Consider the following 16,972-nt stretch of genomic DNA (forward strand, 5'->3'; position numbering starts at 1 on the left):
AACGCACATCTTGAAAGAGCTGAGACAAAGGCTGGCACAGCGGAATAATGTAGGAAAGCGTTTTCTTTTTGAGCGGAGAGGAGCGTTTGGGTTGGGGCTGTCAGGCAGCTTTCAACTGCAAGCCCCTGTTTCGGGACATTCCCGAAGGGAAATCACGCGATCGACGATGATCTCGTGACCTGACATGCCAAAATGGCCATAGTTGCCGCGATACATCGTTTTGCGGCCGATGAACTCGATGAAAAACTTACGCCCGCTTCGCCGCCTCTCTTCATTCAGGTCGACACGTTCGACATCAAGCCAGATCCGGGCAGCAATGGCCCGATCCGCTTCCTTGTCCCATTCGGGTGACTTTAGATCGTCGCGTGGCCACTCGGGTGCTTTCGTACCCTCGGGTATGAACGCTTGGCCCTCGAACTCGTCCACCCAAACGCCTCGATAATTACGGGGAGCCTCCATCTTATAGCATTGATCGGTAGGTTTCGACGCGATCACTCCAGTTTCAATGTGATATGTACAGGGGGCTTCCCGTATTAATCGGCCATCGTAGCGATAGCATCCGTGCCCCTCATCGGCATCGGTGCAAGGTTGATCGAGCAGCCGTGCCCGCTGCTGATCTTCAGCGCCTGCGAACACATCAGGATTGGGAGCAGCAAATTGCGCGGCGGCAGGGACGCTGACTCCCATTGTTACAAAGGCGACCACTGCCGTCAGTCGAATTCCCCGCATACGCGTCCCTCCAATCCAAGCTCGCAGTAGGGTTGCGAAGCACGTCATTCGTCTCCCAAAGCGTCGGCCTAATCATGATCCATCGCAGGTGCCAGCGTCGGGTCCAGGTCGCGGGGGCGGATGAAGGCGGCGAAGCGGGCCATGCCGGTGTCGAGGTCGTGCCAGTCGGCGATGTCGAGTTCGAGCCGGGCCAGCGCCGACGTCGGCAGCTTTTCCTCGACCTCGCCGCGCAGCTCGTCGCCGCTCGTGTCGGGCACAAGCATCAGGATTAGATCCTCCAGCCCCGGATTATGACCCGAAATCAGCAGATGTTCGGCATCGCGGCCGGTGTCGCGGATCACGTCGATCAGCGTCGCGGCCGAAGCCAGATAGATGCGGCGGTCCCAATGCGGCTCAAGCGTGTCGAGGTCCGCGGCGGGCTGGAAGATGTCGAGGGTTTCGGTCACGCGCACCGCGGGCGAGGCGATGATGCGGTCGATCGTCAGCTTCTGGCGCTTGAGCCATTGCCCGATGATTTCGGCGCCGCGCTGGCCGCGCTTGTTGATCGGGCGGTCGAAATCGCGCTCGACCTGGACATCCCAACCCGATTTGGCGTGGCGCAGGATCGTCAAAGTCTTCAAAATCTTCCCCCGCGCGTTCGCGCTTATGCCGTCGTTCGAGCCGCCTTGTGCCGCAAACTTATGACCGTGAAAAGGCTGGAAAGGCGGTTTTTCGCCTTTCGACATTCGCTGCCGCGACATGATTGACCGCTTCGTCGAGCGGCAGGCGGCGGATCGGGGTGCCTTCGGGAAAGGCGCTGAGCAGCCGCGAAGGAAAGCTGGGCGAGAGCATGACGAACTGGCCGAAATCATCGGCGCGGCGGATCAGGCGGCCAAACGCCTGCCCGATGCGGCCGCGGATGACCATATCGTCATAGGCGCTGCCGCCCTGCGCCGCGCGCCGCGCCGCGTGGAGAATCGTCGGTCGCGGCCAAGGCACGCCCTCCATGATCACCTGTCGCAGCGATTCGCCGGGGACATCGACCCCGTCGCGCAGCGCATCGGTGCCGAGCAGCGAGGCGTGCGGGTCGGCGCGGAAGATGTCGACGAGCGTCCCGGTGTCAAGCGGATCGACATGCTGGGCATAGAGCGGGAGGCCCGCGCGCGCGAGGCGGTCGGCGATCCGGGCGTGGACGATGCGCAGCCGCCGGATCGCGCTGAACAGGCCCAGCGCGCCGCCACCCGACGCCTCGATCAACCGGCTGTACGCCCCGGCAAGCGCGGGCAGGTCGCCGCGCGCGATGTCGGTGACGATCAGCACCTCCGACTGGCGCGCATAGTCGAACGGGCTGGGGACCGCGAAATGCTGGACCCCGCCGTCCATGTGGCGCGCACCGGTGCGGATGTCGGCCTCGGTCCAGCCTTGTGCGCCATGCCCGCTGCGCAGCGTCGCCGAGGTCACCAACACGCCCTGCGCCGGCCGATAGACGATGTCGGCGATCGGCCTTGCGGGGTCGAGCCAATGGCGGTGCAGCCCGGTGTCGAATTCGCGCCCGTCGTAACGGTCGATCGCCAGCCAATCGACAAAATCGGGATTGGCCGGACCGCCGACGCGCCCGAGCAGCGACAGCCAGCCGCCGAGCGTATCAACCCGCGTGCCGAGACTGTGGCGCGCGCCATCGACGCGGGCGCGCGCCTGTCCGTCGAGCCAGTCGGGCGGATCATCGACCAGCGCGTCGAGCCGTTTGCCGAGCGCCAGCAGCGGGCGGAGGAGCGCCTCGATCGCGTCGCTGGCGGCCGCAGCGGCAGCGACCAGCGCCGCGTCGGGATGGGCCAGCTCGGTTTCGAGGCCATAGCCCGCATCGGCGGTGCGCGTGTCGACGGCGCGTGCGTAAACCTGTCCGCGCACCGCGGCGAGCAGCCGCTCGATCGCCCCCCACGGATCATTCTCGGACAGGCGCCCGAGCCAGCCGTCGCCGGGCAGTTCGGCGGCGGCAGTAATCGCCGCCTGAATCGCGCGCTCGCCCGCCTCGTCATAGCTGGCGACATCGGCCAGCCGCGCCGCCAGCCCGCGCCGCCGCCCGCGCGACTTGCCCTCTGGCCCCAGCACCCAGCGCCGGATCTCGACGGCTTCTTGGCCCGTCAGCGCCGCGGCGAACATCGAATCGGCGGCATCCCACAGATGATGGCCTTCGTCGAAGATCAGTCGCGTCGCAGGCGCGCCGCCGTCGCGCGGGCGTGCCGCCTGCACCATCGTCAGCGCATGGTTGGCGATAACGATGTCGGCCTGCGTCGCAGCGCGTGCCGAGCGTTCGATGAAGCATTTGCGGAAATGCGGACAGCCCGCATAGATGCACTCGCCGCGCCGGTCGGTCAGCGCGGTGGTGCCGTTGCGGCGGAACAGCGCGGGCAGCCAGCCGGGGAGGTCGCCGCCGACCATATCACCGTCGCGGGTATAGGCGGCCCAGCGGGCGACAAGCTGCGCCAGGATCGCGGCGCGGCCCGAAAAGCCGCCTTGCAAGGCGTCCTCCAGATTGAGCAGGCACAGGTAGTTTTCGCGGCCCTTGCGCACCACAACCTTTTCGCGGTGGGTCGCGGCGTCGGGATACAGCCGCTCGGTCTCGCGCGACAATTGCCGTTGCAGCGCCTTGGTAAAGGTCGAGATGCAGACGCTGCCTGCCGACTGGTCGATCCACTGCTTGGCGGGGGCGAGATAGCCAAGCGTTTTGCCGATCCCCGTTCCCGCCTCGGCGACCAGCATCTGCGGTGCGTCCTTGCGCTCGCGCGGTTCGAAGATCGCGGCGGTGGCGCGCGCATAATCCTGCTGCCCCGGCCGCCGCTCCGCGCCATCGCCGGTCAGGCGGTCGAGCCGCGCGGTGACGTCGTCGGGGTTGATGCGAACCTGGCGCGGCGCGGGGCGCGGCGGGGCCTCCTCCCATTCGGGCAGGCGCGCGAACAGCCAGCGTTCGTTGGCATCCGGAACGGTCAGCCGCGGCTGAACCAGCGGCGCCCATGGCCAGCGCTGGCGGGCGAGGGCTTGCAATCCGTGCCAGGCACCTCCGCGTTCGGGCCAGGCCGGGTCGTCGATCCCCACGAGCATCGCCGCGGTCGCCTGCGGCAGAAATGCAGCGATGTCTTCCTCGGCTTTCGGCGGGGTGATGCCGATCGTCGCGGCGATTCCCGCCGGGGTCGGCACGGCAAAGCGCGCGGGATAAAGGAAGGCGAAGAGTTCGAGCAGGTCGAGCCCCGACAGCTCGGGATAGCCGAGCCGATCGCCGGTCAGCGTCGCATTGAGCAGCAGGTGAGGAGTCGCCGCGACCGCCGCAATCGCCTCACCGCGCCCGACCCGCTGCACGCGCCCCTGCGCATCGGCGATCCAAATGCCGACATGGCTGGCATGGATCGCGGGCAAGGGGGGCGGCGCGGGGGGCATGGATGAAGGGTAGGGACAAAAGGCGAACGCGGCAAGGCGAATGGCGACCTGAAGCTACCTTTTATCCGTTCGTCCTGAGCTTGTCGAAGGACCGTTCTTGCCTTTTGCCAGCTCCGAAATCCTGTCCCAATCGCCGCGGATCAGGGCCATCTTCTTGGCGCGGCTCCAGCCCTTTATTCGGCGTTCGGCTTCCAAGGCTTCCATCCGCGTCGAGAACTCTTGGCTCCAGACAAGGGGACGGGCAATTTGTCAGACGTAAAGCCGACGATGACGCCCGTTTCGTGCTCGGCGATGCGGCGCGGCAGATTGTCGGTGTGGCCGGTATAGAAAACGCCGCCGCGGCAGTGCAGGATATACGCCCAGAAGCTCATGCTGATCGGCGTAAAAGAAAGAACAGCCCTTCGACAAGCTCAGGGCGAACGGATTTTATGTCCGTTTTGGTTCAGCTCAACCCGCGGCGCCCGAATAGCGGCGCGCGGTTGCTCAGGAAGATTTGCGCCGGGTCGATGTTGACCGCGTTCCGGGCGCGGGTCAGGGCTTTGTAGAGCGGGCCGTGGGTGAGTTCATAAGGGAAACGGACGCCCATGCGGTCGATTTCCGACCACATCACCACCGCATAAACAATCTCGCCGCCATAATGAATTTCGCAGCGCGAGCGCGCCGGCATGCTGGCCCCGTCGATCCGCGCCCCGCCTTCGGACAAATCGGTGATCTGGCCGTCAACAAGGTTGAGGACGCCGTTCACCGTGACGTCGAGCGCGACGGCGGTACGGGGCTGGCTACGGGGCTGCGGGATGCGGATATGGTCCATGGCGCGATGCTAGACCCCGGATGGTAAATTTTCCGGTAACGATACATGGCCGCCGCGATGCCCCGGTACATGGCGGCGGCTGGTGCGCCGCGCCGAAATATGGACAAGGGCGCCTCCCCACTCTCCAAATCAGGATTCGCCGATGAGAGCCGTTGTCTGCCCGCGCTACGGTGGTCCCGAGGTGCTGGAATTTCGGAACGTGCCGATGCCTCATCCGGCTGCGGATGAGGTCCGGGTCCGGGTGATCGCCACGTCGGTAACGTCGGGCGACAGCCGGATGCGCGCGGCGCGCTTTCCAACCGGCCTGGGATTGATCGCACGGCCGTTTTTGGGCTTTCGGGGTCCGCGCCAGCCGATTTTGGGAACCGAGATCGCCGGGATTGTCGATGCCGTGGGCGTCGACGTTACCCGCTACCGCCCCGGCGATGCAGTAATGGCATTTCCGGGCGGAAAAATGGGGTGCCATGCCGAATATCGCTGCGTTGCCGAAACCGGCGCGATGGCGCGCAAGCCCGACAGCCTCAGCTTTGTCGATGCGGCAACATTGTGCTTCGGGGGCAGCACCGCGCTCCATTTCCTGGATGTCGCGGCAGTGTCCGCGGGCGATCGGGTGTTGGTGGTCGGGGCATCGGGCGCGGTCGGATCGGCGCTGGTCCAACTGGCGCGCCACCGCGGTGCAGTCGTGACCGCGGTGTGCAGCGGACGCAACGCCGATCTGGTGCGGGGGCTGGGGGCGGGGGCGGTGATCGACCACAGCACTACCGATTTCCGCGGCCAGCCGGGCGCCTATGACGTCATTTTCGAAACGACGGGCAGCATGGTGACGCGTCAGGCGCTGCCGCTGCTGCGGCCGCGTGGCTGTTTTGTCGCGATTGCGGCGGGATTGCCCGACATGCTGGCGACCATCGGGGCGCCGGGGCGACAGGGGCGGCGCGTCGTCGCCGGTCCGGCCACCGAGCGGCCCGAGCATGTCGGGCAATTGGCCACCTTGGTCGAAAGCGGCGTGCTGCGGCCGGTGGTCGATTGCACTTACGCCTTTGACGACATTGCCGCCGCGCACGCCTATGTCGATACCGGGCGCAAACGGGGATCGGTGGCGATCCTGATTGACCCGACAGCGCAGAGCTAGCGCCGGTTGCGGGACATCGCGCGCTTGCAAAAACGCGCAAAAGCGGGAAAGGGCGAAGCCCCTATCACCCGTGTACCGGAAGATTGTTGTGACCGAATTTCGTGCTGCCGCCCTCGCGTCCAAGGCCTGGCCCTTTGAGGAAGCGCGTAAGCTGGTCAAACGCTATCCGGATGGCAAGCCGGACGGCGCGCCGGTGTTGTTCGAGACGGGTTATGGCCCGTCGGGGCTGCCGCATATCGGCACTTTCAACGAAGTGCTGCGCACGACGATGGTCCGCCGCGCTTATGAGGAAATGACGGGCGCACCGACCAGGCTCGTCGCTTTCAGCGATGACATGGATGGCCTCCGCAAGGTTCCGGACAATGTGCCGAACCACGCAATGCTCACCGAACATCTCGGCAAGCCACTGACCGACGTCCCCGATCCGTTCGAGAAGTTTGAAAGTTTCGCGCATCATAACAATGCGATGCTGCGCGAGTTTCTGGATCGGTTTGGCTTTGAATATGAATTCGTCAGCTCGACCGAGCGGTACAAGTCGGGCGCGTTCGACGACGCCCTAAAGAACGTCCTGCGCCACAATCAGGACATTCTCGACATCATGCTGCCGACGCTGCGCGCCGAGCGCGCCGCGACCTATTCGCCGATCCTGCCGGTCAGCCCGACCTCGGGTGTCGTATTGCAGGTGCCGGTGACCGTCGTCGACGCCGATGCCGGGCTGGTGTCGTTCGAGGATCAGGGCGAGACGATCACGCATTCCATCCTGGGTGGCGGCGCCAAGCTGCAGTGGAAGGTCGACTGGGCGATGCGCTGGGTCGCATTGGGCGTCGATTACGAGATGTACGGCAAGGACCTGACCGACAGCGGCGTGCAGTCGGGCAAGATCGCCAAGGCGCTCGGCGGACGCAAGCCCGAGGGGCTGATTTACGAGATGTTCCTCGACGAAAAGGGCGAGAAGATCTCTAAGTCTAAGGGCAATGGTCTCAGCCTTGAGCAATGGCTCGATTATGGCAGCGAGGAGAGCCTGGCCTTCTTCGCCTATCGCGAGCCCAAGGCGGCGAAGCAGTTGCATATCGGCGTGATCCCGAAGGCGGTCGACGAATATCTGCAGATGCGCGGCAATTACCCGGCGCAGGATGCCGACAAGAAGCTCGGCAATCCGGTGCATCATGTCCATGTCGCGCGCGGGCAGGAGGTGCCGACGACCGAATTACCGGTGACCTTCGGGCTGTTGCTCAACCTCGTCGGGGTGATGGGGGCGGATGCGTCTAAGGACCAGATCTGGCGCTATCTTGGTCAATATGTCGATGGCGCCGACGCCGCGAGCTATCCCGAGCTCGACCGGCTGATCGACAATGCGATGGCGTATAACCGCGATTATGTTGCTCCCACGCTGAACCGCCGCAAGCCGCAAGGCAGCGAAGGTGCTGCGCTGCGCGAACTCGACGCGAAGCTCGCAGCGCTGCCCGCCGACGCGCGCGCCGACGACATCCAGAACATTGTGTACGAGATCGGCAAGAACGAGACCTATGGCTTTGAAAATCTGCGCGATTGGTTCAAGGCGCTGTACGAAACCCTGCTCGGGTCGAGCGCCGGGCCGCGGATGGGCAGCTTTATTGCGTTGTTCGGGATCGACAACACGCGGCGGTTGATCGCCGAGGCACTGGCGTAAGCTTTTTCGATCCGTTTGTGTCGAGCGAAGTCGAGACACGCTGAAGACTGTACAACCGATGGGCATCTCTACTTCGCTCGATGCGAACGGGAATTGTTGGGAGGATGACATGGCGGAGTATGAACTGGCGCAGATCAATATCGCGCGGTTTCGCTTGCCCGCCGACCATGTCGCCAACCGCGATTTCATGGACGCGCTCGACGCGGTGAACGCGATTGCCGAGGCGAGCGAGGGTTTTGTCTGGCGGCTGGTGGGTGAGGGCAATGACGCCACCGACGTGCCGGTGACCGACGATCCGCACATCATCGCCAATATGTCGGTATGGCGCGACGTCGATGCGCTCGCTGCGTTCGTTTATCGCGCACCCGAACATCTGGCGATCATGCGGCGGCGCAAGGAGTGGTTCGATCACATTGAAGTGTTCCAGGCGCTGTGGTGGGTTCCGGCCGGGCATCGGCCGACGGTGGCCGAGGGCATCGCGCGGATCGACAGTCTTGCCGCTAACGGCCCGACGGCAACCGCTTTCTCCTTCAAACAGCCTTTTGCTGCACCCGATGGCACACCGGCGCAACCGGTGCAGGACGAATGCGCATGATCGAAATTTTCACCACCGGCGGGACGATCGACAAAGTCTATTTCGACGCCTTGAGCGAATTTCAGATCGGGCCCGCGGCGATCCCGGATTTGCTCCGCGAAAATAATGTCCATGTTCCGCACCGGGTGACGCAGCTGATGCGCAAGGACAGCCTGGAACTGGACGATGCCGACCGCGACGCGATCCGCGCCGCAGTCGAGGGCAGCGAAGCGGCGCACATCCTGGTCACGCACGGTACCGACACGATGGTCGTCACCGGCCGTGCGCTGGCCGGAATCGCGGGCAAGACGATCGTGATGACCGGCGCGATGCAACCCGCGTCGGTGCGGGCGAGCGACGCCGAATTCAACGTCGGCTTTGCGCTGGCGGCGGCGCAGATCTTGCCGCCGGGGGTCTATATCGCGATGAACGGAATGATCTTTGATCCGGCGACGACCGAGAAGGACCGCGCCGGCGCGCGTTTCGTCGCGCAGTAGCGCGGCTCAGCCCTTCAACGTCACTTGCCGCAGCACCGCGGCGTAACCCGGTGCGATCGTCATCGATTCGTGGCGTCCGGCGCGGCCCAGCATCGCATGGACTTCCGCCAGCCGGTAACAGGGCACCCCCATGAACAGATGATGTTCGGCATGATAATTCACCCAATATGGCGCAACCGTCGCCCGGGCGAGCCAGCCGGCGTGCGTGGTGCGGGCATGGGTGAACGGATCGTCGCTGCCCGTCGTGGTGCAGGCATGTTCGGCGATGTTGCGGATGCGCAAGTACAACTGGAACGTTGTGGCCAGCCCGGCGAGCCAGAGCAGGTATGGCGTCCAGCCATAGAGCGCGAGCGAGGCGGCGAGCAGCGCCGCCTGCACCAGCAGGAACCGCCCGACCGCGCGCGCCACCGCCATTGCGCCTGCAACATCGGCGGTCGGGGACGTCATGCCGTCGTCGGATTGTTTGTTGAACGGCGTCCCCGCCGTGGTGCTGGCGCGGCCCTTTTCGGCGGTTTCGCCGCGCAGCATCGCTTTCAGCCCGACAAGCGCGAAGCCGAATTGCGCCATGCGCTGTTTGAAAAAGGTCTGCCCGGTCAGATCGCGCAGTATCTTGCGGCCCAGGCTTGCACGGGTGGTGGGAAAGGGCTTCGACAGTGCCAGGTCGGGGTCTTCGGCCTGCTGGGTGAATTTGTGATGCTGCAGATGATAGGTGCGATAGGCGATCAGGTCCGAACCAACCGCGGCCCCGGTCAGCCACTGGCCGAGGAAATTATTGGTCTTGCGCACCGGATGCAGCAAGCCGTGCGCCGCGTCGTGCATCAGGATCGCGAGGCCGAGCTGGCGCCCGCCGACAAAGATCACAGCGACCAGCCACGCCAGCGGGTTCTGCAACCAAGCGGCAGCACCTACCAGCGCGATGCTGACGATCCACGCATGGGCGACGAGCCAGATGCCGCGCCAGCGCGACGCGGTGGTGATCGCCGCCCATTGGCTGCGGTCGAAAAAGCGGTCGGGCGGGAGGAGACGGACGGCGGGCGTAACCTGCTATATCAAGTTGCGATGCGAAACGGAATAGCGTCCATAATGGCACAAGAACGGGGTTAACGCCCGCGCCGCGGTAAGGATTTGGCAACCTCTATTTGGCCACTGAACCGGGTGGACCAGACGAGCAGGACAAGCGGAAAATTGGGCGTTCGGCGCAGCATTATCCGGCCGACGGGCGGCGAACAATCGACGGATGAATTGTTGTTCGATTCGCCCGCGTTTCTCACCAGCCTGATGCGCGTGGCACAGCTCTGGCATTATGTGCTGATCGGTCGTGTGCTGGCGTTTCTGACCTTTGCCTTTGTGCCGGGGATCGCCGGTTTTCTGGATCATCCGTCGCAATGGTTGGTGATGGCGGCCGGGTTGCCGTGCGATGTCATGTTGAGTGTTATCGGCCAGTCGATGCGACGACCGCGCGCGGTGCCGAGCCGACGGCTGCGCCCCGTCGCGATGCTGTGCATGATATTGATTGCGCTTGGCACCCTGCTCAACGCCGCGGCGATGTTCGCCGCGATCGCGGTTCCCGATGGCAGCTCCCATTTCGACGCCTTTACCGCAATCCAGATCGGATCGCTGCTGGTCGCGGCGTCGGCCGCGGCGATTGTGCGTCCCGCGTTCTTCGCCTTTGCCGGGGCAACCGCATTTGGCGGCGCGATTGGCATCGCGTCCTGGCCCTTTGCGATCGCCGGTTTTGTGTTTCTGGGCCTGCTGATTGTGATGATGCGCGAGGATATTCGTTACCAGCGCCGCGCGACGCGGGCGGAGCGGCGGTTAGTCAGCGATCAGCAGCGCGCGCTCAACCTGATGCGCGATTTCGAACGCGCCGGGCGCGGCTGGTTCTGGGAAACCGACCGGCATGGCCAACTTGTCTATATCTCGCCAACGGTGGCGGCGCGGCTGGGCCGTCCGGCGTCCGACCTGCTTGGCAGGCCGTTTACCGACATCATCCGCAAACGCATCGGCAATGACGAAAATGAAGAGCGTACCTTGGGCTTCAGCCTGTCGTCGCGCACGCCGTTCAAGGAGTTGACGGTGCGGGCCGCGGTGGTGGGCGAGGAACGCTGGTGGTCGATTTCGGGCCACCCGATCAGCAATGAGCTCGGCAATTTTCAGGGATTCCGCGGCAGCGGCACCGACCTGACCGACAAAAAACGGTCGGATCGCGAAATCAACCAGCTGGCGCGGTATGACACACTCACTGGGCTCGCCAACCGATCGCACATTACCGACTTGCTCGAACGGGCGCTCAAAAATCATATCGGCCAACCGCAGCCATGTGCGCTGCTCCTGATGGATCTCGATCGATTCAAGGCGGTCAACGACACGCTGGGGCATCCGGTCGGGGACCAGTTGCTCCAACAGGTCGCGGGGCGGCTGACCCAGATCGTCGGCGACAAGGGACAGGTTGGACGATTGGGCGGTGACGAGTTCCAGATTGTGGTGCCGCAACTGAACCAGCCCGAAAAGCTGGCGGGAATTGCCAATGCCATCATCCTGAGTCTGGCAAAACCCTTTTCGATCGAGGGCGAGCAGGTCCGCGTCGGATCGTCGATCGGCATTGCCGTGTCGGACGGGCCGGGGGTGTCGGCATCGGCGTTGGTCCGCAACGCCGATCTCGCGCTCTATGCGGCCAAGGACGCTGGCCGCGGCGTCTATCGTTTCTATGCCGATGCGATGCACAACCAGGCGAGCGAGCGCAAAGCGATCGAAGACGCGCTGCGTGATGAGCTGGCGAAGGACGAGTTGCGATTGCTCTATCAACCGATCGTCGATGTGCGCAGCGAAAGGATCACCGGGTTCGAGGCGCTGATCCGCTGGCACCACGCAACCGCAGGGTTGATCAGCCCGTCAAAATTCATTCCGATTGCAGAGGAATCGAACCTGATCGTGCCGATCGGTGAATGGATCATCCGCACCGCCTGCGCGACGATCGCGCAGCTTGGCGCCGATTACCGCGTCGCGGTCAATGTCTCACCGCGCCAGTTCGCCAACGAAAAACTGCCCGCGACGATCCTGAGCGCCGTGTCGGCGGCGGGCATCCGCCCTGAACAGTTGGAGCTGGAGATTACCGAGGGGGTGTTCCTCGACGAGAGCCCCGAAAATCTGGCGATGTTCCAGAAATTGAAGCGCACCGGGGTACGGCTGGCGCTCGACGATTTCGGCACCGGCTATTCAGCGCTCGGCTATTTGAAGAAGGCGCCGTTCGACAAGATCAAGATCGACCAGAGCTTTGTCCTCGGCGCTGCCGATCCCAGCAGCATGAACGCCGCGATCATCTCGTCGATCGTCGGGCTGGCGAGCGCGCTTAACATGGAAACGACCGCCGAAGGGGTCGAGACGCATGACGATCTCGCGCTGATCCGCGGGCTGGGATGCAGCCATGTCCAAGGATTCATTTATGGACGTCCGATGGAGTTGGCCGCGGTACAGGCGCTGCTGCGCGACGGTGGCGGGCGGGTCGAGGCGCGCGGGTTCAAAAGCGCGCGTGAGCCGCGGCTGACGATTTTCCGTAGGATTCAGGTGGCAAGCGGCGGGTACCAATATGACGCCATCGTGCGCAATATGTCGCCGCGCGGGGCGCTGGTTGAAGGGCTGTGGAACGTCCCGCCGGGAACGCCGCTGACGCTGGAGTTCGGCAGTGATCAGATGCTCAGCGCCGAGGCGCGCTGGTCGGCGGGCAATCGCGTCGGGGTGAAATTTGCCAAGGCGGTTGATATGGATGCGTTGCTGGGACCGAAGACGGTGTCGCCCGCTAGAGGGCTGGTACGGCGGGCTGCTTAAACGCTTCCGTCATCCCGGCGAAAGCCGGGATCTCACCGTCTCGGAACAGCGCAACGGCGAGATCCCGGCCTTCGCCGGGATGACGAACTTAAACAATCAATCCGCCACCTCCCCGCGCACCATGACCCAATCGACCTTTTCCAGCACGCTCACATCGGCCAGCGGATCGCCCGAAACCGCGATCATGTCCGCCGACATGCCGGGAGCAAGGCGGCCGATCTCGCTTTCCATCGCCAGCGCCTTGGCCGCGACCGTTGTCGCGCTGGCAAGTGCTTCGCGCGGGGTCAGGCCGGCCTTGACCAGCAAGGCAAACTCGCCGCCATTGCGGCCATGGTCGAACACCCCGGCGTCGGTACCAAAAGCGACCGGCACGCCCAGCGCCTTGGCGCGAGTCACCGCCTTGCCGACGCTGCCCAGCGTCATGCGGACCTTTTCCTCGACCGTCGAGGTGTAGATGCCCTTGCCGAGCCGCTCGCGGATGCCCTCGAATGCCATCAGTGTTGGGACCAGGTAGGTGCCCTTGGCCTTCATCACTTTCAACGCGGCATCGTCGGCAAAAGTGCCATGGTCGATCGTGTCGATCCCCGCCGCCGCGGCGGCTTCGATGCCGCGCGCGCCGTGCGCGTGCGCCATCACCTTCAGCCCCAGTGAGTGGGCGGTGTCGGCGATGCTTTGCAGTTCGGGGCTGGTGAAATGCCCCTCCAGCCCGCGGCCCTGCTGCGACAGCACGCCGCCGGTCGCCGTGATCTTGATGATATCGGCCCCGGCGCGCGATGCCTTGCGTACTTTTTCGGCGCATTCGAGCGCGCCGGTGCAGGTGTAACCTTCGTCGAGCACGTCATGGACGTCTTCGCGAAAGCCCGTGACATCGCCATGCCCGCCGATGATCGATAGTGCCGGCCCGGCGGCTATGATCCGCGGCCCACTGATGAACCCCGCCGCCGTGCCACGGCGCAACGAAAAGGCGGTATATTGCGCCGATCCCGCCTCCCTCACCGTGGTGAACCCGGCACGCAGCGTGATACCGGCATTTTTCGTTCCAACGACGACGCCCCACTCGTCGGGATCGACCGCCGCGCTGCGGAAATCGCCTCCAGGGTCGCCAGTCAGATGGACGTGGAGGTCGATGAGGCCGGGGAGCAGGGTCTTGTCACCCAGATCGACGATTTCGGCGTCGGCAGGAGCGGCGTTACGGCCCGCGGTGATCGAGGTGATGCGATCGTCGGTGATAACGACGGTCGATGGCCCCTGGGCGGGCTTGTCGGCGTCGGTGATCACGCGGCCGGCATAGATGACCGTGGTTTTGGCGTTCGCGGTTGTGCCGAGCAGCGCCAGCGTCGCGGCGGCGGCGAGTCCGATTTTGCGCATCCTGTTTCCCCTGACTGATGCGCCACCGTGGCGCTCCGTGCAGAGGGAGGCAAGCCCATAAAAAGAGGGGCCGGACAAGCCGACCCCTCAAGTTTGTCTTCGGGTAATCGAAAGGACTTACCAGAAGAAATCATGGATGACGTCCACAACCTGGCCGCTGTAGGTATCGACGAGGATCGCGTCGTTATAATAGCGGATCCAGCGATAGCCGTCATAGGCCGGGGGCAGGCGATACTGCCACGGATCGTTGATCCAGTAGCGGCTGCTGTAAAACAGCGACCCCAGGCTGAAACCGATGCTGAACCGCGTGTAGCGATGGTTGCGGTACGGCGAATAATAGGCCGGCAGGCGATAGCGGCTGCTGTACTGCTGGCGATAGTCGCGCCAGTTGTAGCGGCGGTCGTCGCGCCATGACCGGTTCCAATTGCCCCGGCGGTCGGTGTAGCGGCGATCGACGCGGTCGTTATTGTTGCGGTCGTAGCGCCGATCGATCTGACCGTCGCGATTGCGGTCATAGCGTCCGTCGCGCTGGTCAATGCGGTTGTTGTTGTTGCGATCCCAGCGGCGATCAAGGTCGCCGTCGCGATTACGGTCGTAACGGCGATCGACGCGATTGTTGTCGTTGCGATCATAACGCTGATCGACTTGGCCGTTGCGGTTGCGGTCCCAGCGGCGGTCGAGGCGCCCGTCGTTGTTCCGATCATAGGCGCCGCCCTGGCGAACCTCGCGCTGTCCGTCCGCGCGCTGTTGCTGCCACTGCTGGCGTTGGGCCTGGCGTTGCGCATCATCCCCCCGCTGCTGGCGTTGCGCCTGGCGCTGGGGATCATTGGCGCGCTGTTGTTGACGCGCTTCGCTGCGCTGCTGGCGCACCTCGCTGCGTTGCACACGCTCGGCGCGTGGCTGCGCCTGCTGACGCTGGACGCGCGCTTCGCCGCCGCTATTGCCGCGGCGTACTTCGGGACCGCGCGGTCCGCGGTCGCCGCGATTGCCGTCGCCGCGCTGCGCCAATTGCATGCGCTCACCTGACGCCTGCGCGGCGGCCGGGGCAATGGGGGTCAGGATCGTCGCTGCGATCAGCAACCCTCCGAACATCTTTTTCATCTCGCCATTCTCCAACTCATGTCCCGATTGCTGGAGAGGCCAGCCGGGATGATGAATTGTGTGTTACCGGCGGCAAGATGATCGGCGGCTGAACCGCGCTGTTGCCTGCGGTTCAGCTAAATGAACGAAACGGGCTCAGGTGCCGGGGGGCAGGCGCAGCGCGGGGACGGCGCGCGCGGCATCCTCTGGGCGGATGCCGGGGGGCGGCGCCGCGGCAATCCGATCCTCGCCGCGCAGCACGCGGCCGGCACGGCGGATCGCGGTGCGAATGCGCGGATAAGTGCCACAGCGGCAGATGTTGGTGATCGCGGCGTCGATCTCGGCATCGCTGGGGTTGCTGTTGGTCCGCAGCAGCGCGGCGGCGGCCATGATCATCCCCGACTGGCAGAAACCGCATTGCGGCACTTGTTCGGCGACCCACGCCTGCTGCACCGGATGGCTGCGGTCGCGCGACAGACCTTCGATCGTCGTGACAAACCGGCCCTCGCACTCGGCGATCGTCACCATGCAACTGGGGATCGCCTCGCCGTCGATGTCCACGGTGCAGGCGCCACATTCGCCGGTGCCGCAACCATATTTGGTGCCGGTCAGGTTCGACGCGTCACGCAGCGCCCAGAGCAGGGGCGTGTCGGGTTCCATCCGATATTCGACCGGACGGTCGTTGACCGAGAATCGTGTCATGCGGGCTCGTTTAGCGCCGACGCGTGATTAGTCACGCCAGCTTGAATCGATTTTGTCGATCTTGCGGACCATCGCATCGAATTCCATGCGACCGGCGCCGCCGGGGGGTGACGCCATATACAGGTCGCGCTGGTGGACGGCGATCACCTCGGGACTGACCTTGATCGGTGTTCCCATGCTGAGCGTCGCCATCTGATGCTCGCACGCGCGTTGCAGCGACCAGTATTTGATGAACGCTTCGGGCAGGCTCTTGCCCATCACGACGGGACCATGATTTTTCAGCATCAGGATGCGCTTGTCACCCAGGTTCTTGACCAGCCGCTCGCCCTCTTCTTCGCGGACGGTGACGCCTTCAAAGTCATGATAGGCGAGCTGGCCCTGAAAATTGCAGGCATAGAAGTTGACCGGTTGCAGTCCGCCTTCAAGTGAGCAGACCGCCACGGTGGCGGTCGTATGCGTATGAATGATCGCGTGGGCGTCCGGCAGTACGCGGTGGAACAGGCTGTGCTGGACAAAACCCGCCTTGTTCACATGCCAGGGATTATCCTCGTCCACCTTGTTGCCGTCGATGTCGATCTTGACCAGGCTCGACGCATTCACCTCGCCGAAATGCATGCCATAGGGGTTGATCAGGAACGACCCTTCCTCATCCGGCACCTTCACCGTGATGTGATTGAAGATCATCTCGTCCCAGCCCATCATCGCGAAAATCCGGTAACAGGCGGCCAGCTCCTGCCGCGCCGTCCACTCGGCTTCGCTATATTTGCTGTTGCGCTTCAGCTGGGTCGCCATGGCCTGTCCCTTTGTCTTGTTAGTTTCGTCCTGCTACCTATGCCATAAGGCAAGGGGGCGGCACAATCCCGCAAGGAGGCCCTATCGCTCGTCAGCGGGGCAGGGGTTTTTTGCCGCGCAGGGGCTTGCATTTCGCCGCGAATCCTCTTATCGGCCCAGCCATCGGAACGTCGCGGGTTCGCGGCGCTTCTTTTATTGCCCTTATATCGGCGATTTTTGGCGGACCGGACATCGGGCCACTTTGATCGTTGGACGAACCGGAGACGACACGGCACATGCAGATCATCGTTCGCGACAATAATGTCGACCAGGCCCTTCGCGCGCTCAAGAAGAAGCTGCAGCGTGAGGGCGTGTATCGCGAAATGAAGCTGCGCCGTCATTACGA

Annotated in this window: 16 protein-coding genes; 6 read left to right on the top strand and 10 right to left on the bottom strand. The window is 64.2% G+C overall.

What is annotated here, in order from left to right; translation table 11 throughout:
- Window positions 1-111: 111 nt before the first annotated feature.
- From VGN68_RS14770 to VGN68_RS14790, 5 genes are all read right to left on the bottom strand, one after another.
- Window positions 112-729 carry a hypothetical protein gene (locus VGN68_RS14770; RefSeq protein WP_327477542.1) on the bottom strand — a complete coding sequence of 206 codons (618 nt, stop codon included), beginning with the start codon at window positions 727-729 and terminating at the stop codon, window positions 112-114.
- A 68-nt stretch (window positions 730-797) separates the two neighbouring features.
- Window positions 798-1,349, bottom strand: a complete 552-nt coding sequence (locus VGN68_RS14775; RefSeq protein ID WP_327477543.1) for a SixA phosphatase family protein — start codon at window positions 1,347-1,349, stop codon at window positions 798-800.
- 58 nt (window positions 1,350-1,407) lie between these two features.
- Window positions 1,408-4,140, bottom strand: a complete 2,733-nt coding sequence (locus tag VGN68_RS14780; protein WP_327477544.1) for an ATP-dependent DNA helicase — start codon at window positions 4,138-4,140, stop codon at window positions 1,408-1,410.
- A 173-nt stretch (window positions 4,141-4,313) separates the two neighbouring features.
- Entirely contained in the window at window positions 4,314-4,511 is a 198-nt protein-coding gene (locus VGN68_RS14785; RefSeq protein ID WP_327477545.1) for a GIY-YIG nuclease family protein, read from the bottom strand.
- A gap of 71 nt (window positions 4,512-4,582) precedes the next feature.
- Entirely contained in the window at window positions 4,583-4,951 is a 369-nt protein-coding gene (locus VGN68_RS14790) for a PilZ domain-containing protein (RefSeq protein ID WP_327477546.1), read from the bottom strand.
- Between the two features lie 142 nt (window positions 4,952-5,093).
- Between VGN68_RS14790 and VGN68_RS14795 the strand changes: the two genes are divergently transcribed.
- From VGN68_RS14795 to VGN68_RS14810, 4 genes are all read left to right on the top strand, one after another.
- Complete coding sequence (locus VGN68_RS14795) at window positions 5,094-6,080, top strand: NAD(P)-dependent alcohol dehydrogenase (RefSeq protein ID WP_327477547.1); 987 nt, start codon at window positions 5,094-5,096, stop codon at window positions 6,078-6,080.
- Between the two features lie 88 nt (window positions 6,081-6,168).
- Window positions 6,169-7,749: a lysine--tRNA ligase gene (locus VGN68_RS14800; RefSeq protein WP_414713048.1), complete on the top strand. Its 1,581-nt coding sequence runs from the start codon at window positions 6,169-6,171 to the stop codon at window positions 7,747-7,749.
- 109 nt (window positions 7,750-7,858) lie between these two features.
- On the top strand, window positions 7,859-8,344 hold the full coding sequence (locus VGN68_RS14805) for a DUF3291 domain-containing protein (protein WP_327477548.1): 486 nt from the start codon (window positions 7,859-7,861) through the stop codon (window positions 8,342-8,344).
- Complete coding sequence (locus VGN68_RS14810) at window positions 8,341-8,820, top strand: asparaginase domain-containing protein (protein WP_327477549.1); 480 nt, start codon at window positions 8,341-8,343, stop codon at window positions 8,818-8,820. The genes VGN68_RS14805 and VGN68_RS14810 overlap by 4 nt, the downstream gene beginning before the upstream one ends.
- Before the next feature lie 6 nt (window positions 8,821-8,826).
- On the opposite strand, the gene VGN68_RS14815 is transcribed toward VGN68_RS14810, so the two are convergent.
- Window positions 8,827-9,711, bottom strand: a complete 885-nt coding sequence (locus VGN68_RS14815; RefSeq protein ID WP_327477550.1) for a fatty acid desaturase family protein — start codon at window positions 9,709-9,711, stop codon at window positions 8,827-8,829.
- Window positions 9,712-10,065: 354 nt separating this feature from the next.
- Between VGN68_RS14815 and VGN68_RS14820 the strand changes: the two genes are divergently transcribed.
- Complete coding sequence (locus VGN68_RS14820) at window positions 10,066-12,645, top strand: EAL domain-containing protein (RefSeq protein ID WP_327477551.1); 2,580 nt, start codon at window positions 10,066-10,068, stop codon at window positions 12,643-12,645.
- A 96-nt stretch (window positions 12,646-12,741) separates the two neighbouring features.
- Here the strand turns inward: VGN68_RS14820 and VGN68_RS14825 are convergent, their stop codons facing one another.
- The 4 genes from VGN68_RS14825 to VGN68_RS14840 all read right to left on the bottom strand — a co-directional run bounded on the left by VGN68_RS14825 (window position 12,742) and on the right by VGN68_RS14840 (window position 16,587).
- The gene (locus tag VGN68_RS14825; RefSeq protein WP_327477552.1) at window positions 12,742-14,013 is read right to left on the bottom strand and encodes a metal-dependent hydrolase family protein; all 1,272 of its coding nucleotides are present in this window, start codon (window positions 14,011-14,013) and stop codon (window positions 12,742-12,744) included.
- A gap of 117 nt (window positions 14,014-14,130) precedes the next feature.
- Complete coding sequence (locus tag VGN68_RS14830; protein ID WP_327477553.1) at window positions 14,131-15,114, bottom strand: RcnB family protein; 984 nt, start codon at window positions 15,112-15,114, stop codon at window positions 14,131-14,133.
- 135 nt (window positions 15,115-15,249) lie between these two features.
- A complete protein-coding gene (locus tag VGN68_RS14835) occupies window positions 15,250-15,795 on the bottom strand; it encodes a (2Fe-2S)-binding protein (RefSeq protein ID WP_293700901.1) in 546 nt (181 codons plus the stop codon).
- A 27-nt stretch (window positions 15,796-15,822) separates the two neighbouring features.
- Complete coding sequence (locus VGN68_RS14840; protein ID WP_327477554.1) at window positions 15,823-16,587, bottom strand: class II aldolase/adducin family protein; 765 nt, start codon at window positions 16,585-16,587, stop codon at window positions 15,823-15,825.
- Window positions 16,588-16,862: 275 nt separating this feature from the next.
- Here VGN68_RS14840 and rpsU point away from each other — a divergent pair.
- Window positions 16,863-16,972: 30S ribosomal protein S21 (gene rpsU / locus VGN68_RS14845; RefSeq protein WP_327477556.1), on the top strand; the 110-nt coding region annotated here is incomplete at its 3' end.

The sequence above is a fragment of the Sphingopyxis sp. genome (assembly GCF_035998965.1).
In the GTDB taxonomy this organism is placed as follows: domain Bacteria; phylum Pseudomonadota; class Alphaproteobacteria; order Sphingomonadales; family Sphingomonadaceae; genus Sphingopyxis.